Raw genomic sequence first — 22,216 nt, forward strand, 5'->3', positions numbered from 1 at the left:
CGACCTCGTCCCGGGAAGGTCGGGCCGGGGCGGTTCGGGGGCTCATGGGCGGCTCCCGTCGGAGTGGTGCAATTGCACATATTAAATTCGCCAGTTGTAGGAAGGGTGTAAGGCCACCCCTTCTCAAAACTGATTCGGTGACACCCGTCACACGGCATGACTCTTGCCAAGTACGAGCCTGCCACTGCATAGGGGCGCGAGAGTGCGCCATTGGTCACGTGGCGGGGGGACTTTCGTCCTTCGCCCACCGGGCGGTGGACCGGCCCGCGCGGACCGGTGCTGAAGCTCCCGCTGACGGTACGTCGGCGCGCGGCGGCGGCGAGGTATCGCCAGGGGGCGCCCCGGCGGCCCGCAGAGGCCCCTCCTGGGGCCCGCTGGGCGGCCCGGACGGACCGGCTGGCTCCCCGGCCGGTCCGGGCGCCGGAGGGGCCGTCACGGGCTCCATGGCGAGCCGCAGCAGCCGGGCGCAGACCGCGCAGTGCCGGGTGAGGTGGCGATAGCCGGTGGCGGCCGCCAGATGGGCGCGCAGCAGGGCGCGGATCTCGTGCCGGGGCGTACGCCGTGCGGCCGTCCGGCGCCGGACCGGTTCACGGATGCCCGCGGTGACCGCCGAGCCCGCGGTAGCCGCCGAGCCCGTCGTAACCGCTGTCCCCGCCACGCCTGCCGTGGCCGCTGTGCCCGTCGTGCCCGCCGCGTCTGCCATCCCCGCCGCGCCTGCCGTGGCCGTCCCGAACGCGTCGCTCCGGAACCCCTCGTCCGTGGATGCCGCCATCCGCGCCACCTCCCGGTGGATGCGCGCTGCCCCGCGCCGAGAAAACAGGGGCAGCCCCTGTTTTCTGAGTACTCGTCGGCGGGCACCGGAGTCAATACGCGCGAAAGCCCGGATCCAGGGGATCCGGGCTTTCGTTACTGCGGTCCTGACGGGATTTGAACCCGCGGCCTCCACCTTGACAGGGTGGCGAGCACTCCAAACTGCTCCACAGGACCAGGTTTTCGCGGCTGCCTTGCGGCTGGCTGCGAAGACAGACTGTACAGGAGGTCAGAGGGTGCGGTCGACCTCACTTCCGGTGGCCGGCCGGTCACCCGGCCACCGGCGGGCGGCTACGGGGCCGCGGCGTCGATCGCCTTCACGATCCGCTTGTCGGAGACGGGGAACGCGGTGCCCAGCGCGTGCGCGAAATAGCTCACGCGCAGCTCCTCGATCATCCAGCGGATGTCCAGGACCTCCTGCGGAACAGGCCTGCCCTGCGGCAGCTGTTCGAGCAGCCAGGCGTACTCGTCCTGCATCTCGTGGACCTTCTCCATGCGCGCGGTGTCGCGCTGGACGTTGGTCGGCATCTGCTGGAGCCGGCGGTCCTCCGCGACCAGGTAGCGCATCAGATCGGGCAGCCTGCGCAGCCCGGTCGCGGTGACGAACCCGGGCGGGACGAGACGGGCGAGGTGCTCCCGTACGTCGGTGACGTTGTTGATCAGGACCAGGCTGCCGGTCGCCTTCAGCCGGCGCTCGCACGCCTGCCAGGCCGCCAGGACCTGCTGCACCTGGCCGACCGTGCGGACGGTCAGGTCCACCAGGTCGGCGCGCACCTTGTCGTACAGCTTCCGGAACGACGCCTCGTCCCAGGCGGGCCCTCCGTGCGCGGCGATCAGCCGGTCCGCGGCGGCGGTCGCGCAGTCGTCGAAGAGCGCCTGGATGGAGCCGTGCGGGTTGCGGGACAGGGCCAGCTTCTGCTGGTTGGTCAGCTTGTCCGACGCGAACTTCGCCGGGTTCACCGGGATGTTCAGCAGGATCAGCTTCCGGGTGCCGCGCCACATCGCCTGTTGCTGCTCGGCCTCGGTGTCGAAGAGCCGTACGGCGACTGTGCCCGCCGCGGCTCCCTCCTGGTCGACGAGCGCCGGGTACGCCTTGACCGGCTGGCCCGCCCGCCGCGTCTCGAAGACCCGGTCCAGCGCGCCGATCGTCCAGTCGGTGAGGCCCGAGCGCTCGATGGACTCACCGGTGGGGCCGGCGGTCGCCGCGGCGGCCTTGGAGAGCGCTTGGCGGGCCTTGGGGCGCAGCTGGACGCGCAGCACCTCCAGGTCCTTGTCCTCCGCGACCTTGCGGCGCCGTTCGTCGACGATCCGGAAGGTGATCTTCAGGTGGTCCGGGATCCGGGTCAGGTCGAAGTCGTCGGCCGTGACCGGGACGCCGACCATCCGCTGGAGCTCGCGGGCCAGCGTGAACGGCAGCGGCTCCTGGAGCGGAACGGCCCGGTCCAGGAACTTGTCCGCGTAGTTCGGGGCGGGGACGTAGTGCCGGCGGATCGGCTTGGGCAGCGAGCGGATCAGCTCGGTGACCACTTCCTCGCGCAGCCCGGGGATCTGCCAGTCGAAGCCGTCGGAGGTGACCTGGTTGAGCACCTGGAGCGGGATGTGGACGGTCACGCCGTCGGCGTCCGCGCCGGGCTCGAACTGGTACGTCACCCGGAACTTGAGCTTCCCCTGCCGCCAGGAGTCCGGGTAGTCGTCCTTGGTGACGTCCCCGGCCTTCTCGTTGATGAGCATCGAGCGCTCGAAGTCCAGCGCGTCCGGCTCGTCCCGGCGCTTGTGCTTCCACCAGGAGTCGAAGTGCGCACCCGAGACGACGTGCTCCGGGATCCGCTGGTCGTAGAAGTCGAACAGCGTCTCGTCGTCCACGAGGATGTCGCGGCGCCGGGCCCGGTGCTCAAGCTCCTCGACCTCGCCCAGGAGCTTGCGGTTGTCGTGGAAGAACTGGTGATGCGTGCGCCAGTCGCCCTCGACCAGGGCGTTGCGGATGAACAGGTCCCGCGAGGCCTCCTGGTCGATACGGCCGAAATTGATCTTGCGCTGGGCCACGATCGGTACGCCGTAGAGCGTGACCCGCTCGTACGCCATCACCGCGGCCTGGTCCTTCTCCCAGTGCGGCTCGCTGTAGGTGCGCTTCAGCAGGTGCTGGGCCAGCGGCTCGATCCACTCGGGCTCGACCCGGGCATTGACCCGCGCCCACAGCCGGGACGTCTCCACCAGCTCCGCCGACATCACGAACCGGGGCTGCTTCTTGAAGAGCGCGGAGCCGGGGAAGATCGCGAACTTGGCGTTGCGGGCCCCGACGTACTCGTTCTTCTCGGTGTCCTTCAGCCCGATGTGCGACAGCAGACCGGCCAGCAGCGAGGTGTGCACCGACTGCTCGGGAGCATCGTCCTCATTCAGCTCGATGCCCATCTGCTTGGCGACCGTCCGCAGCTGGGCGTAGATGTCCTGCCATTCACGGATGCGCAGGAAGTTCAGGTACTCCTGTTTGCACATCCGGCGAAAGCTGGAGGAGCCGCGCTCCTTCTGCTGCTCGCGGATGTAGCGCCACAGGTTCAGGAACGCGAGGAAGTCCGACGTCTCGTCCTTGAACCGGGCGTGCTGCTGATCGGCCTGCGTCTGCTTCTCCGACGGCCGCTCGCGCGGGTCCTGGATGGAGAGCGCGGCGGCGATGACCATGACCTCGCGGACACAGCCGTTGCGCTCGGCCTCGATGACCATCCGGGCGAGGCGCGGGTCCACCGGCAGCTGGGAGAGCTTGCGCCCCAGCGGGGTGAGCCGCTGCCCCTTCTTCCCCTCCCCGGGGGACTTCTCCTCCTGCTCCAGCGCGCCCAGCTCCTGCAGGAGCTGCACGCCGTCGCGGATGTTGCGGTGGTCCGGCGGGTCGATGAAGGGGAACTTCTCGATGTCGCCCAGTCCGGCCGCGGTCATCTGGAGGATGACGGAGGCCAGGTTCGTCCGCAGGATCTCCGGGTCGGTGAACTCCGGCCGGGTCACGAAGTCGTCCTCGGAGTACAGCCGGATGCAGATGCCGTCGGACGTACGGCCGCAGCGGCCCTTGCGCTGGTTGGCGCTGGCCTGCGAGATCCGCTCGATGGGCAGCCGCTGGACCTTGGTGCGGTGGCTGTAGCGGGAGATACGGGCGTTGCCCGGGTCGATCACGTACTTGATGCCGGGGACGGTCAGCGAGGTCTCGGCGACGTTCGTCGCGAGGACGACCCTGCGGCCGGTGTGGCGCTGGAACACGCGGTGCTGCTCGGCGTGCGACAGACGTGCGTAGAGAGGGAGCACCTCGGTATGTCTGAGGTTGCGTTTGCCCAGCGCGTCCGCCGTGTCACGGATCTCCCGCTCGCCGGAGAGGAAGACCAGGACGTCGCCCGGACCCTCCGTCTGGAGCTCGTCGACGGCGTCGCAGATCGCGGTGATCTGGTCGCGGTCGGAGTCCTCGCTGTCCTCTTCCAGCAGGGGTCGATAGCGCACCTCGACCGGATACGTACGCCCGCTGACCTCCACGATCGGCGCCTCGCCGAAGTGGCGCGCGAAGCGCTCCGGGTCGATGGTCGCGGAGGTGATGACGACCTTCAGGTCCGGGCGCTTGGGCAGCAGCCGGGCCAGATAGCCGAGCAGGAAGTCGATGTTCAGCGACCGCTCGTGGGCCTCGTCGATGATGATCGTGTCGTACGCGAGCAGCTCGCTGTCCGTCTGGATCTCGGCCAGCAGGATGCCGTCCGTCATCAGTTTGACGAAGGTCGCGTCCTGGTTGACCTGGTCGGTGAACCGGACCTTCCAGCCGACCGCCTCGCCCAGCGGCGTCTTCAGCTCCTCCGCGATCCGCTCGGCCACCGTGCGGGCGGCGATCCGGCGGGGCTGGGTGTGCCCGATCATGCCGCGGACGCCACGGCCCAGCTCCATGCAGATCTTGGGGATCTGGGTGGTCTTGCCCGAGCCGGTCTCACCCGCGACGATCACGACCTGGTGGTCGCGTATCGCCTCCAGGATCTCGTCCTTCTTCTGGCTGACGGGCAGCTGTTCGGGGTACGTGAGGGCAGGCAGCCGCCCGGCCCGCAGCGCGAGCCGCTCCGCCGCCTTGGTCGCCTGGGCGGCGATCTCGTCCAGCACGCCCTGCTGGGCCTCTGGCTTACGAATGCGGCGCGCGCCTTCGAGACGTCGGCCGAGCCGGTGGGCGTCGCGCAGCGAGAGCTGCCCGAGCTGGGACTGGAGATCGGCAAAGGAAGTAGACATACGGGTTCCAGGATCTCACCCGGGCCCGAGGAACGGCGAACCTATTTAGCGCGGGATCCGTCACGGGGCCCGCAGGGTGGGGGCGGTGACGGTCACAGCACGTACCATTCCGGACAGTTGATCTCCCTCCGCTCTCCCTCTGCTCTCCCCTTCCGGAAGGCCCGTCGTGTCCCGTTCGCAGTGGTGCTGCCTGGTGGCGGCGCTGGCGGTGGTGCTCGGGCTGTTCTGCGGACCGTCCACGGCGGTCGCCGCGACGGCTCCGGCATCGGCTTCGGCGGGTCCGGAGGCTTCGGCGGCGGGTCCGGCAGGTCCAGCGGGTCCGGAGGCTTCGGCGGCGGTGCCGGACCGGGTGCCGGTCGTGGCAGAGACCGGGGACGACGGGCACGGGGTTCCCGGCTGCGGCAGGAACGGAAAGCGCAACGGCACAGAGCCCGCCGTTCCCGGCCGGGCCCGGACGGCCCACGACCAGGCGCCGGGCCTCGCCGAAGGAGGCCTGCCCGCCGCCATCGGACCCGAGCCGGTCCGGCCGCCCGCGCCGATATCACCGCGGGGGCCCGAAGCGGCAGCGCCGGGCCCGGTGGAACTCTCCGTACTGAGGGTGTAGACGGACCGCCCGCCCCGCGCCGGCCGTCCCTCTCCCTCTTCCCGCACCACCAGTCCGGAGTTCCGCATGCCCGTTTCCACGTCCAGGCCGTCCCCGAAGCCGTCCCGAAAGCCGACCGCGAAGTCCGGTAAACCGACCGCCAGGTCCCGTAAGCCGCTCGTCTACGGCGCCGCGATCGTCGCGGCCGCCGCCCTGTTCGGCTACGTCTCCTACCGGGCCACCGCCCCCGACTCCGCGGGCTCCGGCTCCGCCGCGGTCGCTGACGTCACCGCGGACCCGGAGGCCGGCGTCTACCCCGAGCTGGCGAAGCTGGCCCGGCGCGACGCCGGGGACAAGCTGGCGCAGGGCCGGGCGGACGCGCCCGTCGTCCTCATCGAGTACGCCGACTTCAAGTGCGGCTACTGCGCGAAGTTCGCCCGGGACACCGAACCCGCCCTGGTGAAGAAGTACGTCGACAACGGCACCCTGCGCATCGAGTGGCGCAACTTCCCGATCTTCGGCGCCGAGTCCGAGGCCGCGGCGCGCGCCTCCTGGGCCGCCGGGCAGCAGGGCCGCTTCTGGCAGTTCCACCGTGCCGCCTACGGCGAAGGGGTCAAGGAGAAGGGGTTCGGCAAGGACCGGCTGAAGGCGCTCGCCCAGCAGGCCGGGGTGGCCGACCTGGACCGCTTCCAGGCCGACGCGGACGGCGCCGCAGCCGCGGCCGCGGTGAGCAAGGACCAGCAGCAGGGGTACGGGATCGGCGCGACGTCCACCCCCTCGTTCCTGATCAACGGCCGCCCGATCGCCGGGGCGCAGCCGGCCCGGACCTTCACCCAGGCCATCGAGCAGGCGGCGGAAAGGGCGAAGAGCACCGGCAACGCGGGCGAGGACGCGAACCCCAAGGGCGCCGCGAAGTGACCGCCGGGATCGGCTACTTCGCCGCGCTCCTCGGCGGGCTGCTGGCGCTGCTCAGCCCGTGCAGCGCACTGCTGCTCCCCGCCTTCTTCGCGTACTCCATCAACTCCACCTCGCGGCTGCTCGCCCGCACCGGGATCTTCTACGCGGGGCTGGCCACCACCCTGGTCCCGCTGGGCGCGGCGGGTTCGTACGCCGGACGGCTCTTCTACGGCCACCGCGACGCCCTCGTCCTCGGCGCGGGCTGGCTGATCATCGTCCTCGGCGCCGCCCAGATCGTCGGGCTCGGCTTCGCCTCGCGGCGGATCGCCGCGCTCAGCGGCCGGATCCGGCCCACGACCGCCGTATCGGTCTACGCGCTCGGCGCGGTCTACGGACTGGCCGGCTTCTGCGCGGGGCCGATCCTCGGGAGCGTGCTCACCGTGGCCGCCGTCAGCGGCAGCCCGGCGTACGGCGGACTGCTGCTCGCCGTCTACGCCCTGGGCATGGCGGTGCCGCTCTTCCTGCTGGCGCTGGTCTGGGAACGGTTCGAGCTGGGCCGCCGGGCCTGGCTGAGGGGGCGCGTCCTGCGGATCGGCCGCTTCGAGCTGCACACGACGTCGCTGCTGTCGGGGCTCTTCTTCATCGGGCTCGGCGCCATGTTCCTGGTGTACGACGGGACGACCGCGCTCCCCGGACTGCTGGACGTGGACCAGTCGTTCGCCGTGGAGCAGTGGGCCCAGGGCGTCGGCGAGCAGGTGCCGGACGGGGTGCTGCTGGGCGCGGTGGTGGCCGTGGTCCTGCTGGTGCTCGCGGTACGGGCTGTGCGCCGCCGGGCCGCTGCCGCTGCCGCTGCCGCTGCCGCTGCTGATGCCGCTGCCAGTGCCGATGCCGCTGCGGACGAGGCGAACACCGCCGACCGGGAGGGTGTCTGACACGACGAAGGCCCCGTCCATCGGACGGGGCCTTCGGGTGGTGGCTGGGGCCGGGATCGAACCGGCGACCTATCGCTTTTCAGGCGATCGCTCGTACCAACTGAGCTACCCAGCCACGCAGCTCATACGGGCTGCAGCGGTCCTGACGGGATTTGAACCCGCGGCCTCCACCTTGACAGGGTGGCGAGCACTCCAAACTGCTCCACAGGACCAAGCTTTGTGCGACTAAGTGTCGCACAGGTTGTGCGTGCCCCCAACGGGATTCGAACCCGTGCTACCGCCTTGAAAGGGCGGCGTCCTGGGCCACTAGACGATGAGGGCATAACTGCTGGTACAGCCGCTTCTTCATCTGTAGCCCAAACGGGAACGTCAGAAGCATGTGACTCCGCTTCCCCTCGAAAGGTTCCGCTTCTTCTTCAACCTTTGAGGTTTCGGAACGGTCAAGCCCTGACCGGCGCCCTTGGGCACGTCGGAGACTGTACACGTGGGTTTCGGTGTCAGCCAAACCGAATAGGGGAGGGCGTCGCGCCGGGCCGGTTGTCCTCCGGCAGATGGCGGCTGACCTCGGCCGTCGTCAGGCCGAGACCGCCCAGGGTGATCTCGTCCCAGGCCTGCAGGCGCCGGGTGGAGCGGTCCAGATAGAGCACCGACGCGAGCACCTGCTCCGGCTTCTTGTTCTGTACGGCGCGCAGCCCGCCGCCGCCCGTGGAGCCCTCCACCTTCAGCCGGGTGCCGAGCTCCATCACCTCGTTCTGCCGGTGGTGCACATGACCGGCCAGCACGAGCGGGACCGTGCCGTCCGTCTCCCGGGCCGCCGCCGGCTCATGGGTGACGGCGATGTCGACCGGGGTGCCGGCCCGCTGCTGCTCGCGCAGGGCGGCCGCCAGCCGCAGGCCCGCCGTCCGCTCGACGTCCTCGGCCTGTTCCGGCCCGGTGCGGTCCGGGGTGAACTCCGGGTCCCCGATGCCGGCCACCCGCAGCCCGCCGACGTTCACCGCCCGGCCGTCGTCCAGCACGTGCACGTTCTTGAACCGCTTGGCGTCGCGCAGGTACTTCTGCGTGGTCGCGGAGTCGTGGTTCCCCCGGACCCAGACGTAGGGGGCGCCCAGATCGCTGATCGGGTCCAGGAAGTTGTTCTCGACGGCGGCGCCGTGGTCCATCGTGTCGCCCGAATCGATGATCAGGTCGATGTCGTACTGCTCGACGAGCGAGCCGATGATGTGCCAGGCCGCCGGGTTCAGATGGATGTCGGAGACGTGCAGGACGCGCAGCGTGGCGGGGTCCGGGCTGTAGACGGGGAGCGTCGAGGTGGCGTCGTACAGCTTGGTGACGTTGGTGACCAGCCGGGCCAGCTCCTGCTGGTAGACGTCGAAGTCGGTGACGATCGAGCGGGCGTCCCCCACCACGGAGGGGGCGCTGGAGAGCAGTCCGGAGAATTTGGGCTCCAGGACCGACTTCGGGTTCCAGGTGGCGTACGCGCTGACGCCCGAGGCGGCCAGCAGCGCGAGGGCGAGCCCGCCGGCCGCGAGGGCGCGGCGGGGCCTGCGGTAGACGGCGAGGCCCAGCGCGGTGGCCCCGGAGACGACCGCGACGCAGGAGCGCAGGGCGAGCTCGCGGGTGCCGGCGCCGACGTCGCCGGTGACCTCCTCCTCCAGCCCGGACAGCCGTTCGGGGTGCTGGACGAGGGCCTCGGAGCGGACCGGGTCGAGGCGGTCGACATCGACGTCGAGCCGGACCGGGGCGTGGTGCGAATCCAGTTCCAGGGCGCCGAGCGGTGACACGTTGATCTTGGTGCCGCCGGTGAGCGAGGGGCGCAGGGTCATCGTCGTGTCCATCGGGCCGACGGTCGTACGGACACTGCCGACGGCCAGCAGCCCGAGCCAGGCGCCGAAGAGCACGACGGTGACCAGGCCCAGCGCGCGGCCGAGCGGGCGCGACGGGACGGCGAGCGCACCGGAGCCACGGACGCGGCGGCCGGTGCGCGGCCGGGGGCGTAGGCGGTGCCGGACACGGGCTGCTGCGGCACGGAACGGGTCGCGGGCCATTGGGCGACTGTGCCCCGGTCCGCGGGCAGGTATGCGCTCCGGGTGCGCCTGGGCGCTTCCGGGTACGTGCGGACGTTCCCGGTCTCTTCGGCGCGTTTGTGGCGGCGGTACGTGACAATGACGGGGTGCTGGAGATGACGCGGGAAGAGTTCGAGGAACTGGTGGGCGAGGCCCTGGACCGGATCCCGCCGGAGCTGACCCGGCTGATGGACAACGTCGCGGTATTCGTCGAGGACGAACCGGAGGGCGATGATCCGGATCTGCTCGGACTCTACGAGGGCACGCCGCTGACCGAGCGCGGTGAGTGGTACGCGGGCGTGCTGCCGGACCGGATCACCATCTACCGGGGGCCGACGCTGCGGATGTGCGAGTCCCGCGAGCGCGTGGTGGCGGAGACGGAGATCACCGTCGTGCACGAGATCGCCCACCACTTCGGCATCGACGACGAGAGGCTGCACGCGCTCGGTTACGGCTGAGGCGCCGGGCTGTGGGCTGCGGGACCGGGGCTCCCCGGTGCCGGGGCGCGTGGCGTGGGGCGGGCTGCGGGGCGGTTCTCCGGGCGCAGTGTCGCGGGCTTCGGGTGCCGGGTCGTGGGACGCGCGCGGGGGTCGCGAGGTGTGAATGAGGTGTGCGGGCCGGGTCCGGGGCGTGTCCCCGGCGGGGCGGCGGGAGTTGGGCACAGCGCTCCCCGGCTCGTTTCCGTACCGCCACGTCCTTCCTCGCGCCCCCGGAGGTACCCCCGTGCGCCAGTTGTCCGTACCCGCCCCCGTCCGTTGGGCGGCCGTCACCGTCGCGGCGATCGCCGCGTCCACAGGCTGTATGAGCGTCGGTGACGACGGCGGAAAGCCGGCGCCCTCGCGGCCGGCCGCGTCGAAGGGGGCGGTGACCGGCCCCGACGGCTCCACGGCGACCGGCACCGGCAGGTCGGCCCGTACCGGCGGCGCCGAGGCGCACTCGGACCGGGAGGCCGCCGAGTCCGGCGCCCCGAGCGCCTCCGCAGACCCCTCGCGCAGTCCCGGCGCGAAGTCCGCCGCGCCCGGCCTGGTCCGGGGCGGCCGGCTGTCGGCTCCGCCGCTCCCGCAGGCGGAGCCCGGGGTTCCGGAGCAGCCGGAGCCCCCGGCGCCCTCCGAGGCGCAGACCCCCGAGCCGCCGCACCCGCCGGAGGAGCCGGAGCCCTCGGAGCCGCCCGAGGTGCCTTCGGCGTCGCCCGCGGCTCAGCTCCGCAATGAGGCGATGGGGGCGCCGGGCCAGGTGGAGGAGTTGCCGACCCCGAAGGCATCGCCGCAGGTGGGACCGGCTTGACGGGGCGGTCGCCGGGGGCCGGTTTGCACGATGGCGGGGTGAGTGCGTATGGTAGTAGATCGTTTGATCCATTGCCCGGCGCCGACACAGAAGAGCGCCGTGTGGCGCGTACTCTCCCTTGCCGTGGCTGGACCGCATTGAGGCGGTCGAAATTGCGAAAACACGGAGTTACGGGCGCGTGCCGAGACTCCGGAAGGTTTCGCATTTCGCATGTCAATTTCCAGTTCTGACCACACCGTGCTGCCCGAGAACATCGAGAACGACGAGCTCGTCGAGGCGGCTGAGGCCGTAGTCGCAGAGTCCGCCGTCTCCATCGAGGACTACCTCAAGGCCCCTCAGACCGAGCAGGCCGAGGTCGCCGAGCAGGCCGAGGTCAAGGCTCCGCAGGCCGAGACCAAGGCTGCCGAGGCCGAGACGAAGGCTCCCGAGGCCGAGCAGACCGGCACCGAGGCCCCCCTGGCCGAGCAGGCGGACGCCGACTCCGCCGCCGACGAGGCGGACGCCGAGCCGACCATCACTTTCGCGGAGCTGGGCCTGCCGGACGGAATCGTCCGCAAGCTCGCGCAGAACGGTGTGACCGCGCCCTTCCCGATCCAGGCAGCGACCATCCCGGACGCCCTGGCCGGAAAGGACATCCTCGGCCGAGGCCGTACCGGCTCCGGCAAGACCCTCTCCTTCGGTCTGCCGACGCTGGCCTCGCTGGCCGGTGGGCACACCGAGAAGAAGAAGCCCCGCGCGATCATCCTCACCCCGACGCGTGAGCTCGCGATGCAGGTCGCGGACGCGCTTCAGCCGTACGGCGACGTCCTCGGCCTGAAGATGAAGGTCGTCTGCGGCGGTACGTCGATGGGCAACCAGATCTACGCGCTGGAGCGCGGTGTCGACGTCCTCGTCGCCACCCCGGGCCGGCTGCGCGACATCATCAACCGGGGTGCCTGCTCCCTGGAGAACGTCCAGGTCGCCGTCCTCGACGAGGCCGACCAGATGTCCGACCTGGGCTTCCTGCCCGAGGTCACCGAGCTGCTCGACCAGATCCCCGGTGGCGGCCAGCGGATGCTCTTCTCCGCCACCATGGAGAACGAGATCGGCACCCTGGTCAAGCGCTACCTGAGCAACCCGGTCACCCACGAGGTCGACTCCGCCCAGGGCAACGTCTCGACCATGTCGCACCACGTCCTCGTCGTGAAGCCGAAGGACAAGGCGCCGGTCACCTCCGCCATCGCCGCCCGCAAGGGCCGCACCATCATCTTCGTCCGCACCCAGCTGGGCGCCGACCGCATCGCGGAGCAGCTCGTCGAGGCGGGCGTCAAGGCGGACGCGCTGCACGGCGGCATGACCCAGGGTGCCCGTACCCGCGTTCTTGAGGACTTCAAGAAGGGCTACGTCAACGCGCTGGTCGCGACCGACGTCGCCGCCCGCGGTATCCACGTCGACGGCATCGACCTGGTCCTGAACGTGGACCCGGCCGGTGACCACAAGGACTACCTGCACCGCTCGGGCCGTACCGCCCGTGCCGGCAAGTCCGGTGTCGTCGTCTCGCTGGCGCTGCCGCACCAGCGCCGTCAGATCTTCCGCCTGATGGAGGACGCGGGCGTCGACGCCTCGCGCCACATCGTGCAGGGCGCGGGCGTCTTCGAGCCGGAGGTCGCCGAGATCACCGGTGCCCGTTCGCTCACCGAGGTCCAGGCCGACTCCGCGAACAACGCCGCCAAGCAGGCCGAGCGCGAGGCCGCCGACCTGACGAAGCAGCTGGAGCGCATCCAGCGCCGCGCCGTCGAGCTGCGCGAGGAGGCCGACCGCCTGGTCGCCCGTGCCGCCCGCGAGCGGGGCGACGACCCCGAGGCAGCGGTGGCCGAGGTCGCCGCGGAGGCGGAGGCCGCACTGCTGGCCGCCGCTTCCGTGCCGGAGCAGCAGGCCGCGCGCGAGGAGCGTCGCGACGACCGCGGCAACTTCGAGCGCCGGGACAACCGCGGCGGCGACCGTGGTGGCTACCGCGGTGGCAACGACCGCACCGGCGAGCGCAGTGGCCGTCCCGCCGGCAGCAACGGCTACCGCGGCAGCAGCGACCGTCCGTCCTTCCGCGGCAGCAACGACCGTCGCGAGGACCGTCCCGTCGGTGGCGGTTTCCGCTCCGGTGGCGGCGACCGTCGTGACGACCGTGGCGGCCGTTCTTTCGAACGTCGTGACAACGACCGCCCGACCGGCGGCTTCAACCGTGACCGTCGTGACGAGCGTCCCTCGGGCGGTTTCCGCTCCGGTGGCGGCGACCGTCGTGACGACCGTGGCGGCCGTCCCTTCGAGCGTCGTGACAACGACCGCCCGGCCGGCGGCGGCTTCAGCCGTGACAACGACCGTCCGGCGTTCAACCGCGACCGTCGTGACGAGCGCCCGTCCGGTGGCTTCCGCTCCGGTGGCGGCGACCGCCCGTTCAACCGTGACCGTCGTGACGACCGTCCCTCGGGCGGCTTCCGCTCGGGCGGCAACGACCGTCCGACCGGCCGTCGTGACGACCACCGCTCCACGGGAACCGGCACGAGCACCGGCTCCTTCGGCCGCCGTGACGACAAGCCGCGCTGGAAGCGCAACGGCTGATCGTCCGATCGCCTGACTGCTGAGCAGGGCCCGCACATCACTTCGGTGTTGTGCGGGCCCTGTTTCTTTGAACGGGTTCGAATCTCCCGGTCACCACCTGTGCGAATGCTGTTAAAGTCGGCCCACTCGCATGAGGGGTCAGGGCCGGGGGGCTTTCACACTTCGCACAGACCGCGGCACTCTGCCGCGTCCTCCTCATGCTCTTCGGTAGTTCCCGGGAGGGGCTGGGCGTGAGACGCCACACTGTTGTACGCGGTGCTGTCGCGATGACGGCGGCACTTGGAATCGGGGCGGGATTCGTGCCCCTGGCGGCCGGCGCCGGGGCTCCGGCCACCGTGGCGACCACCGGGGTCCGCGGTCTCGACTTCGCCGGTGGGCGGCTGGTCACGGCCGAGCGGAGCCCCAGTGGTGACGCCTGGATCTACGAGCGCCAGGTGTCCGCCGACGGCACGACCGTGGGGGCGCGGGAGAGCCGGGCGTACGCCGGGGCCCTGGCCAACGGCGCGCACTTCAGGACGGTGCCCTGCGACATGGGCTCCTGCGTGGAGCTGGTGGCCTCGGGGCACGGGCACTTCGGTGTCGTGTTCGTCAACGGCGACAACGCCGGCACCGAGAGCGTCCAGTTCTGGGGGCCGGGGGACTCGTACAACGGGGGCGATGTCCGCTACCCCGAGGGCACCGCGAAGATCGTGGACCTGACAGCCCGCGCCTGGGTCGTCAACGGCGGCTCGCCCGTCAAGCAGCGGGCCGGCATGTACCCGAGCTACTACGCGACCCCCGCCCCCCTCGTCCGCAACGCCACCGCCGCCTCCGTCTGGGGCACCTCGCTGTGGGCGGCGACGTCCGCCAAGGGCGCGCTCACCGCGACCGACATCGCGAAGAACAAGGTCGTGGAGACGGCCGCCACCGGCGCCGCCTGTGTGATCAAGGAAGTGCGCGCGGTCGGGCGCTGGGTCTACTGGAACTGCGGGACGACCGGTGCGGCCGGGGTGTACGACCGGACGGCGAAGAAGTCGTTCACCGTGCCGTCGGGGCCCGCCCTCGTCGGTGACGGATACCTCGTCCGGCACGACAGGACCGCCGGGAAGCTGCTGCTGACCGACTTCCACACGGGCAAGGCCGCGGCTCCCCGTGCGGTGGCCGACCTGGCGGCGGGGAAGACGGCCGACCAGCGCCGGCTGACCTGGGCGGTGGACAGGTTCGGCGGGGACATCGCGTACGTCGATGCAGCGAACTCCGTCCACATCGTGCCCAGCGGCGTGCCCGCGCAGCCCCTCGCGAAGATCGCCTCCGACCTCGGCGGCACCTCTATCGACCTCAGGGGCGTGGACGGCCTGGAGGCGTGGCTCAGCACCTGGCAGTTCAACAAGCCCGTCACCTGGACGTACACCGTCAAGGACTGGACCGGTCGCACGGTACGTACCCTCAAGAGCACCGGATCCGGCACCGAGGCGGACGTCGCCTGGAACGGCCGGACGGACGCGGGCGGATACACAGGCAACGGCCGGCACACCTGGACCCTGAACGCGAGGGCCGAGGACGGGTCGGGGACGTACACCACCAGCGGCTCCATCGGGGTGGGCGGCGGCAAGGCGGGCTTCCACGACCAGGGCCGGTACAGCATCGGAGACCTGGTCACCCTCAACTCCTCCGGTGGGCTGACCGTCCAGTTCGGGAAGGGGGCCCCGGGCACGTTCGACGGGAAGACCACCGGGACCGGCTGGCCCGCCGGCACGCTCGCCGTGCCGCTCGCGGACACCGGCAGCGACCGCTGCTCCGAACTGATCGTGCGGATGCCGGGCGGCGAACTGCGCCAGTACGCCGGCCGCTGCGGCAACTCGGGGTACACGCCGGGCGGCAGCCACACCGTGATCGGCGGGGGCTGGCAGCAGTACGACGTGCTGACCTCGCCCGGCGATCTGAACGGGGACGGCCGGGCCGACCTCGTGGCCCGGCAGACGTCCACCGGCGACATGTACTTCTACGCGGGAGCGGCCGGCGGGAAGTTCGCGCCGAAGGCCAGGATCTTCACCAACTGGAAGACGTACGCCCAGATCACGGGTGTCGGCGACATCACGGGTGACGGCCGTCCCGACCTGCTCGGCCATGACCGCAAGGGCGGCCTGTGGCGTTACAACGGCCTGGGCAACGGCAGCTTCGCGCCGAGGGTGAAGGTGTTCTCTGACTGGGGGAGCTCGTACAACCTGATGGTGGGCGTCGGCGACCTGAGCGGCGACGGCAGGAACGACATCGTCGTACGCGACAAGGCCGGGAAGCTGTACCGCAACAACGGCAACGGCAAGGGCTCGTTCGGCTCCCGTACGCAGATCGCCACGGGGTGGACGTACAAGGGGATCTTCTGAGGGGCTGACGGGCTCCGGCCCCGAGGGGGCGGCGACCGGTGCATGTCGTGCCCCCGGCGAGGGAATCGCTGGGGGCATGACAAACAATCCACGTGGCGCCCCGTCCGAAAGTCCCGTTCCGTCGGGTACGTCTAGTCCATCCGGTCCATCCGGTCCATCCGGCTCGGACGAGGAGCGGCTGGCCGAGCTCGGCTACACGCAGGTGCTGGCCCGCCGGATGTCGGCGTTCTCCAACTACGCGGTCTCGTTCACGATCATCTCGGTGCTCTCCGGCTGCCTGACGCTCTACCTGTTCGGCATGAACACCGGCGGCCCGGTCCTGATCACCTGGGGCTGGGTCGGTGTCGGGCTGATGACGTTGTTCGTCGGGCTCGCGATGGCCGAGATCTGTTCGGCCTACCCGACCTCCGCAGGCCTCTACTTCTGGGCCCACCGGCTGGCCCCGCCGCGCTCGGCTGCGGCGTGGGCGTGGTTCACGGGCTGGTTCAACGTGCTCGGCCAGGTCGCGGTGACCGCCGGGATCGACTTCGGGGCGGCGTCGTTCCTGGGCGCTTACCTCAACCTCCAGTTCGATTTCGGCATCACGCCCGGCCGCACGATCCTCCTCTTCGCCGCGATCCTGTTCCTGCACGGTCTGCTGAACACCTTCGGGGTGCGGATCGTCGCGATTCTCAACAGCGTCAGCGTGTGGTGGCACGTGCTCGGCGTGGCGGTCATCGTCGGCGCGCTCACCTTCGTACCGGACCACCATCAGTCGGCGTCGTTCGTCTTCACGGAGTTCGTGAACAACACCGGCTGGGGCAGCGGGTTCTACGTGGTGATGATCGGGCTGCTGATGGCCCAGTACACCTTCACCGGATACGACGCCTCCGCCCATATGACGGAGGAGACCCACGACGCGGCGACCGCCGGGCCGCGCGGCATCGTCCAGTCCATCTGGACCTCCTGGATCGCCGGGTTCGTCCTCCTCCTCGGCTTCACCTTCGCCATCCAGTCCTACGACGGTGCCCTGGCCTCCCCGACCGGCGCCCCGCCCGCACAGATCCTCCTGGACGCCTTGGGCGCCACCACCGGCAAGCTGCTCCTCCTGGTGGTGATCGGCGCGCAACTCTTCTGCGGAATGGCGTCCGTGACCGCCAACAGCCGGATGATCTACGCGTTCTCCCGGGACGGCGCCCTCCCGTTCTCCCGCGTCTGGCACACGGTCAGCCCCCGCACCCGCACCCCCGTGGCGGCGGTCTGGCTGGCCGCCGCGGGCGCGCTGGTCCTCGGCCTGCCGTACCTGATCAACGACACCGCGTACGCGGCCGTCACCTCCATCGCGGTGATCGGCCTCTACATCGCGTACGTCATCCCCACCCTGCTCCGCCTCCTGCGCGGCGACGACTTCCGGCGCGGCCCCTGGCACCTGGGCCGCTGGTCCCGGCCCATCGGCATCGTCGCGGTGGTGTGGGTGGCCGTCATCACGGTGCTCTTCATGCTGCCCCAGGTCTCACCCGTCACCTGGGAGACCTTCAACTACGCCCCGATCGCCGTCCTGGTGGTCCTCGGCTTCGCCGCCACCTGGTGGCTGGCCTCGGCCCGCCACTGGTTCCTGAATCCGGATCACAAGCGCACGATCGCCCGCAATACGCCCCGCTGACCGAAACGCCTCCACGATGACGGGGCCCGGCAACCGATACCCGATCGGCGGCCGGGTCGCGGCGGGCTATGCTCGTGGGGTGATTGCCGGGGGCCGTTAGCTCAATTGGTCAGAGCAGCGGACTTTTAATCCGTTGGTTGTGGGTTCGAGTCCCACACGGCCTACCTCTGGCGGGGCGGGGTTTTCCCCTGTGACCTGCCCTTGAGTGCCTCGATCGGCTTCGGCCGGTCGAGGCACTTCGGCTTTCCCGGCCTCTTCAGGGGGCAGCCTTCATCCGGTGCGGCAGGCGCCGCGGGCACGGCGGTGGTGATCAGGCCGGTGCGGACAGCTTGGGAGTAAGCAGTTCCAGCGCCTCTTCCCAGCGGTACTGGTCCGCGCCACCGCCGGCCTTCGGCCTGTGGGGCTCGTACGAACCGATCAGGACGCCCATCTCGCGCAGTCGCGCCAGGCTCCGGCTGTATGCGGGATGTGCGGCCTGCGCCGAGTTCAGGTAGGGCATGACGGCAGTGGGGATGCCGAAGCCGTACGCCTCGCACAGGATGCCCAGCGCCAGGGTGTCCGAGATCCCGGCAGCCCATTTGTTGATCGTGTTGAAGGTGGCCGGGGCCACCGCGATGGCGTCGGCGGGCGGCAGCGGCCGTGGGTCGCCGGGCGAGCGCCAGGCCGAGCGGATCGGGTAGCCGGTCTGTGCCTCGACCGCCTCGGCGTCTATGAAACCGAGGCCCTGCGGGGTGGCGACGACACCCACATCCCAGTTCGCCTCCTGGGCCGCGGTGATCAGGATGCCGACGTCGCCGGCGATGCCGGAGGCGCACACGACGACGTACAGGAAGGGCTTCTTGGCCTGCCGGTCCGGCTGATCACTCACGCGGGGACTCCCAGTTGACGGCTGAAACGGTGCAGTTCCGGCAGCGTACGACGGCGGTCGCGGGCGGCCATGTCGGCCACCAGTTCACGGACGGCCGGGCGACGGATGTCCTGGGCCGCGCAGCTCTCTGCGATGCGAAGGGCCTGGTACCCGTCCGCGAGGCGGCCCTGCTGGCTGTAGGCGCGGCCGGCCTCGATCCACAGGGCGGCCCGACGCTCGGGTACGGGGATGTGGCGGCGCATGAGAGGCCGGGCGGTGTCCAGGGCAACGCCCGCGTCGCCGAAGGCCACCGCCGCGCTGAGTCCGTGCAGGGCGACGTTGGTCGGGCTGAAGTTGGACCAGGCGTCGGGGCTGTCGAGTGCCACGTAGCGGGCGACTTCCTTCGCCTCGGTGAGGAAGTCCCGGGTGGCGGAGCGGTCGCCGCCGCTGCTGGCGGCGGTGACCCCGCGCAGAAGCAGCAGTCCGAGTGCTGCGAGGTACTTCGGGGAGCGCTGGTCGTACGAGCCCGTGAGCTGGTCGGCGGTGTGCCGAGGCGGTGTGACGGAATCGCCAGCACGCGCGAGACCTCGCGCAGCATGCGGATGTCGTCCGTGCCCCTGCCGCCTTCCAGGCGGCTCACCTTGGACTGGTGATAGCCCAGGGCGGAGGCGACGTCCTTCTGCGAACGCCGCTGCAATACGCGGGCCTGACGGATCACTTCACCGATCCGTCTCGCTTCGCTGTGCTCTTCGGCCATCTGTGCCACGGCTCCTCCTGCCGTCGCCGATCCTGCCTTCCCAACCGAGCGTAAGGGACCGGCAGTGCACCGTGATGCAGCTCCTGCATAGACGATGCAGCACCCGCACACGCCCTGGTCCGAGAGGCCCGTCCGGCGGTTACGTGGAGTGGCCGAACCGATCAGGAGGCCGCTCATGGAAGCGCACCACATCCGGATTCCCGTCCCTGGCACGCCTGCCGGCGCCGCGTCGGCGCGCCGGCGGATCGCCGAGGAGATACGGGATTGGGGTGCCGCTCTCGGACCTGCACTCCTGGATGCGGCTGTGTTGGTGGCCTCGGAGCTGATCACCAACGCGGTACGGCACGCACACAAAGGACCGATCACAGCCGGCGCCCACCTCAGCGACGAGGCGCTACGGATCGCCGTGATCGACACCAGTTTCGACATCCCAGAGATCGGCCTGCCGGATGCGGAAGCGGAGGACGGACGCGGCCTGTTCCTCGTCGCCGCACTCGCCGACCGCCACGGATTCGACCCGCTGCCTTCCGGTAAGCGCTGCTGGGCCGAGCTCGATCTCAGCGCTCCGCTTCCCACCGTCGCCACACACGTGCCTCAGATGAGGAGCTGGCTGTTGCAAGCCGTACGCATTCCCCCAGTTGCCGCAGAAGTGGTCGCCGTGCGCCCGAGCGTTCCACTCGCCGGGGCCGTGACCGTAGACGGGTCGAAGAACGCGGCCCTGCCCCTGTTGGCCGCCGCCGCAGCCATGCACCGCCCGGTGCATCTGAGCAACGTCCCGGCCAACACGGATGTCGGAACGATGCTCACCCTCCTCCAGCAGACCGGCTGGCACGCGGCCCGCCCGGTCAACGATCCGCACACCACGGTGATCCTGCCGAGCGACAAGCGGCGGCCGGATCCCGATCCCGACATCGCTGCGCGTATCCGGGCCTCGTACTACCTGGTCCCGGCACTTCTCGGCGCCTATGGGCGGGCCCGGTTGCCGTGGCCGGGCGGCTGCGCCATCGGGGAACGCGGGATGGAGCAGCACTTCAAGGTGTACGAGCGGTTCGGTGACCGCTCGACCGTCGATGATCGCGGCTACCTCGTGGAAGCAGCCACTGGCGGACGCGGGACGGTATCGATCATGCTCCCCTTCCGGTCCCGCGGAGCGAGCATCGCCGCTGTCCTGCGTGCGGTCGTCGCCGGACGGCCGCTGCGACTGGGCCAACCGAACCTGTCACCCGAAGTGCTCAGTGTCGTAGAGGCGTTGAGGATTTCCGGGTGGGAGCCGCCCTCATCCTCGGATACCTTGCCGAGCATCTCGCCGGCCAGCGCCTTGACGAGCTCGCGACTCAGCGGACGTGGCAGCCGCTGGGCATGAATACGACCCGCTTCGGGCCGCTGCCCGCCGAGACCGCCTCACGATGCGCCCCGACCGAACTCGCCCCGGAGACCGACGCCCACCTCAAGGGCACCGCCCACGACTTCTCCGCACGACTCCTGGGCGGAGTGTGCGGGATCGCCGGCGCATTCACCGTCATGGACGACCTCTGCGCCTTCCTGCGCTACATGCTCGACACCACCACCACGCCCAGCCGGGCGGGGTTCGGTCCCGCCTGGACCGCGGAATCGCTGACCATCCAGACCGGCGAGCTGCAGCCGGTGCGCGGCTTGTTCTGGCACACCGTGCCCGGAACTACGCCCACCGATGATGTCTGGGTCCACTACGGCTTCACCGGCACGGGCATGTGGATCTCGCCAGGCCAGCGCCGGTGGGCGTTGCTCCTGACCAACAAGCTCTACTACACCCGCGACCGTCAGCCCTTGGCGGACGTCCGCAACGCCTTCCGTGGGCTTGCCTTCGGCTGAGATGGCGGCTGCGTACCGAGACTGTGCGGGCTCATGCCGCGCGGCGCGCCTTGACGGCGGCTTTCGCCGGGTGGGAGGTAGGACAGCCGCCGAGATCGGCAGCCCTGCATGGTTGCGACCGGACGGGCCCCGCCCGTCAAAGTACCCAGGCAGGTCGCCACTCGATGGCGTCTTGGACACGCCTCAGCGCCTCGGCCGGGAGAGGCTCTCCCCGCACGAAGAGAATCCAGCGCCAAGGGCCATCGGCCCATTGCTGGGCGTGCACGATCAGTTCCGGGTCGTCCTCTGGATGCCAAGCAGCGCCGGGCCAGCCGTAGTCGAACGGTGGCTCTTCACGAGGTTGCCGCACAAGGACCGCCTCCGGATCAACGCGATCATGCTCTGGCAGCAAGTCCACAGCCACCATGCCCGTGTCGGGGTCACCATCCCTGTGACTTACCTCCTGGAGAGGCCACGGCCACCATCCTGGAGTCGGCAGCAAGGGCTCTTCTTCGGCGTAGCGTTCATTCCACCGCCGAAACCTCTCGCCTGCCAACCGATCGGGATCATCGGCGTCGAATTCGGGCACGTCATCTAGCCCTTCGCGGTGGTCTTGCAGAGGCTCGTGGTCTTGGCTTTTACACAAACATCCCAACCACGGAATTTCTGCCCGAGCTGACCGTCATCGCCGCGAGAGCGGGAGCCGTCTGCGAACTTGACATCGATCATGAACATCGGAAACTTCTTGACATTCGGGGTTCTGCCGAAGTTCTTATCGACAACCAGCCCGTTTTTCCCGCCACCGCCGGCGGATCGATCGGCACCATCATCACGCCAGCTTGAACAAGTGCGGTCCCTCTCTTTTGAGAGGTTCACGCCGCACTCGTAGTGGTAGCTGGTCTTGAAGGTGCGTGGGCCCGAATAGGGCTGGGTGTACATCGTCAACTTCCAGCGCTTGGAATTGCGGCCCTGCACATTTTCCCTGAACCGTAATTTCACTTGCTGCTTTGGCTTGCAACCACCCTGGCCGCAGCTCGCATCGATCGCGTAGATGTCTGCTGACTGGTAGATGTATTTGCCGTCACCCCGCAGTCCTCCGCGGCGTAGCTTGTAGCCGAGCGGTGTAGAAGTACGCAACTGCGTCGACGGGCTCGCAGAGGCGGAGCGGAGCCATTTTTGTACATGCGCCGGAAGTTCCGATGTGGGTACCTCCCTATCTACGGGAAGCGGAAAATCGGAAAAATATGAGACTTTGTGCTCTCTCGGTGCGCGATCGGCGTCAGCCAAGGCCGGTGTCATCGAAGCGACAGCCAGGACACTTGAAATGCCGAAAATCATGTTTACTCGCTTGGTAGGCAAAGTCAGCCTCCAGGGATA

At 70.0% G+C, this 22,216-nt stretch carries 14 protein-coding genes, 5 tRNA genes and 4 pseudogenes; 12 read left to right on the top strand and 11 right to left on the bottom strand.

Annotation, left to right across the window (positions count from 1 at the left end):
* Positions 1-214 precede the first annotated feature (214 nt).
* The 3 genes from OG892_RS21215 to hrpA form a co-directional block, all read right to left on the bottom strand.
* On the bottom strand, positions 215-772 hold the full coding sequence (locus tag OG892_RS21215) for a DUF6274 family protein (protein WP_371629974.1): 558 nt from the start codon (positions 770-772) through the stop codon (positions 215-217).
* Positions 773-912: 140 nt separating this feature from the next.
* A tRNA-Asp gene (locus OG892_RS21220) sits at positions 913-987 on the bottom strand.
* A 114-nt stretch (positions 988-1,101) separates the two neighbouring features.
* Entirely contained in the window at positions 1,102-5,049 is a 3,948-nt protein-coding gene (gene hrpA, locus OG892_RS21225; RefSeq protein WP_371629975.1) for an ATP-dependent RNA helicase HrpA, read from the bottom strand.
* 166 nt (positions 5,050-5,215) lie between these two features.
* Between hrpA and OG892_RS21230 the strand changes: the two genes are divergently transcribed.
* The 3 genes from OG892_RS21230 (at position 5,216) to OG892_RS21240 (ending at position 7,461) form a co-directional block, all read left to right on the top strand.
* Positions 5,216-5,653: a hypothetical protein gene (locus OG892_RS21230; RefSeq protein WP_328866173.1), complete on the top strand. Its 438-nt coding sequence runs from the start codon at positions 5,216-5,218 to the stop codon at positions 5,651-5,653.
* 66 nt (positions 5,654-5,719) lie between these two features.
* A complete protein-coding gene (locus tag OG892_RS21235; protein WP_079193479.1) occupies positions 5,720-6,550 on the top strand; it encodes a DsbA family protein in 831 nt (276 codons plus the stop codon).
* Positions 6,547-7,461: a cytochrome c biogenesis CcdA family protein gene (locus tag OG892_RS21240; RefSeq protein ID WP_371629976.1), complete on the top strand. Its 915-nt coding sequence runs from the start codon at positions 6,547-6,549 to the stop codon at positions 7,459-7,461. The genes OG892_RS21235 and OG892_RS21240 overlap by 4 nt, the downstream gene beginning before the upstream one ends.
* A 38-nt stretch (positions 7,462-7,499) precedes the next feature.
* Here the strand turns inward: OG892_RS21240 and OG892_RS21245 are convergent.
* The 4 genes from OG892_RS21245 to OG892_RS21260 all read right to left on the bottom strand — a co-directional run bounded on the left by OG892_RS21245 (position 7,500) and on the right by OG892_RS21260 (position 9,506).
* Positions 7,500-7,576: transfer RNA gene (locus OG892_RS21245), tRNA-Phe, on the bottom strand.
* Positions 7,577-7,598: 22 nt separating this feature from the next.
* Positions 7,599-7,673: transfer RNA gene (locus OG892_RS21250), tRNA-Asp, on the bottom strand.
* Between the two features lie 36 nt (positions 7,674-7,709).
* A tRNA-Glu gene (locus OG892_RS21255) sits at positions 7,710-7,782 on the bottom strand.
* A gap of 176 nt (positions 7,783-7,958) precedes the next feature.
* Entirely contained in the window at positions 7,959-9,506 is a 1,548-nt protein-coding gene (locus OG892_RS21260) for a metallophosphoesterase (protein WP_371629977.1), read from the bottom strand.
* A 125-nt stretch (positions 9,507-9,631) separates the two neighbouring features.
* Between OG892_RS21260 and OG892_RS21265 the strand changes: the two genes are divergently transcribed.
* The 6 genes from OG892_RS21265 to OG892_RS21290 all read left to right on the top strand — a co-directional run bounded on the left by OG892_RS21265 (position 9,632) and on the right by OG892_RS21290 (position 17,569).
* The gene (locus OG892_RS21265) at positions 9,632-9,982 is read left to right on the top strand and encodes a metallopeptidase family protein (protein WP_199884439.1); all 351 of its coding nucleotides are present in this window, start codon (positions 9,632-9,634) and stop codon (positions 9,980-9,982) included.
* A 265-nt stretch (positions 9,983-10,247) separates the two neighbouring features.
* Positions 10,248-10,808 carry a hypothetical protein gene (locus OG892_RS21270; RefSeq protein ID WP_073736474.1) on the top strand — a complete coding sequence of 187 codons (561 nt, stop codon included), beginning with the start codon at positions 10,248-10,250 and terminating at the stop codon, positions 10,806-10,808.
* A 210-nt stretch (positions 10,809-11,018) separates the two neighbouring features.
* Complete coding sequence (locus tag OG892_RS21275; protein WP_371629978.1) at positions 11,019-13,400, top strand: DEAD/DEAH box helicase; 2,382 nt, start codon at positions 11,019-11,021, stop codon at positions 13,398-13,400.
* 266 nt (positions 13,401-13,666) lie between these two features.
* Positions 13,667-15,763 (top strand): FG-GAP repeat domain-containing protein, encoded by a 2,097-nt coding sequence (locus tag OG892_RS21280; protein WP_371629979.1) that lies wholly within the window; start codon positions 13,667-13,669, stop codon positions 15,761-15,763.
* A gap of 76 nt (positions 15,764-15,839) precedes the next feature.
* Positions 15,840-17,405, top strand: a complete 1,566-nt coding sequence (locus OG892_RS21285) for an amino acid permease (RefSeq protein ID WP_371629980.1) — start codon at positions 15,840-15,842, stop codon at positions 17,403-17,405.
* A 90-nt stretch (positions 17,406-17,495) separates the two neighbouring features.
* Positions 17,496-17,569, top strand: a tRNA-Lys gene (locus OG892_RS21290).
* A gap of 146 nt (positions 17,570-17,715) precedes the next feature.
* Here the strand turns inward: OG892_RS21290 and OG892_RS21295 are convergent.
* Positions 17,716-18,273 (bottom strand): flavoprotein, encoded by a 558-nt coding sequence (locus OG892_RS21295; protein ID WP_371629981.1) that lies wholly within the window; start codon positions 18,271-18,273, stop codon positions 17,716-17,718.
* Positions 18,270-19,009: pseudogene (locus OG892_RS21300) on the bottom strand (helix-turn-helix domain-containing protein). The gene OG892_RS21295 and the pseudogene OG892_RS21300 overlap by 4 nt, the downstream one beginning before the upstream one ends.
* 175 nt (positions 19,010-19,184) lie before the next feature.
* Between OG892_RS21300 and OG892_RS21305 the strand changes: the two are divergent.
* The 3 pseudogenes from OG892_RS21305 to OG892_RS21315 all read left to right on the top strand — a co-directional run.
* Positions 19,185-19,517 (top strand): annotated as a pseudogene (locus OG892_RS21305) (ATP-binding protein); the annotation flags it as partial.
* A 141-nt stretch (positions 19,518-19,658) separates the two neighbouring features.
* A pseudogene (locus OG892_RS21310) lies at positions 19,659-20,327 on the top strand (UDP-N-acetylglucosamine 1-carboxyvinyltransferase); the annotation flags it as partial.
* Positions 20,279-20,860: pseudogene (locus OG892_RS21315) on the top strand (serine hydrolase); the annotation flags it as partial. The pseudogenes OG892_RS21310 and OG892_RS21315, both read left to right, overlap by 49 nt.
* A 136-nt stretch (positions 20,861-20,996) precedes the next feature.
* On the opposite strand, the gene OG892_RS21320 reads toward OG892_RS21315, so the two are convergent.
* Together OG892_RS21320 and OG892_RS21325 are read right to left on the bottom strand one after the other, a co-directional pair.
* Complete coding sequence (locus OG892_RS21320; protein WP_371629982.1) at positions 20,997-21,428, bottom strand: hypothetical protein; 432 nt, start codon at positions 21,426-21,428, stop codon at positions 20,997-20,999.
* 5 nt (positions 21,429-21,433) lie between these two features.
* On the bottom strand, positions 21,434-22,177 hold the full coding sequence (locus OG892_RS21325; protein ID WP_371629983.1) for a hypothetical protein: 744 nt from the start codon (positions 22,175-22,177) through the stop codon (positions 21,434-21,436).
* Positions 22,178-22,216: the final 39 nt, after the last annotated feature.

Origin of the sequence: Streptomyces sp. NBC_00341, from assembly GCF_041435055.1 — a bacterium.
Classification (GTDB): domain Bacteria; phylum Actinomycetota; class Actinomycetes; order Streptomycetales; family Streptomycetaceae; genus Streptomyces.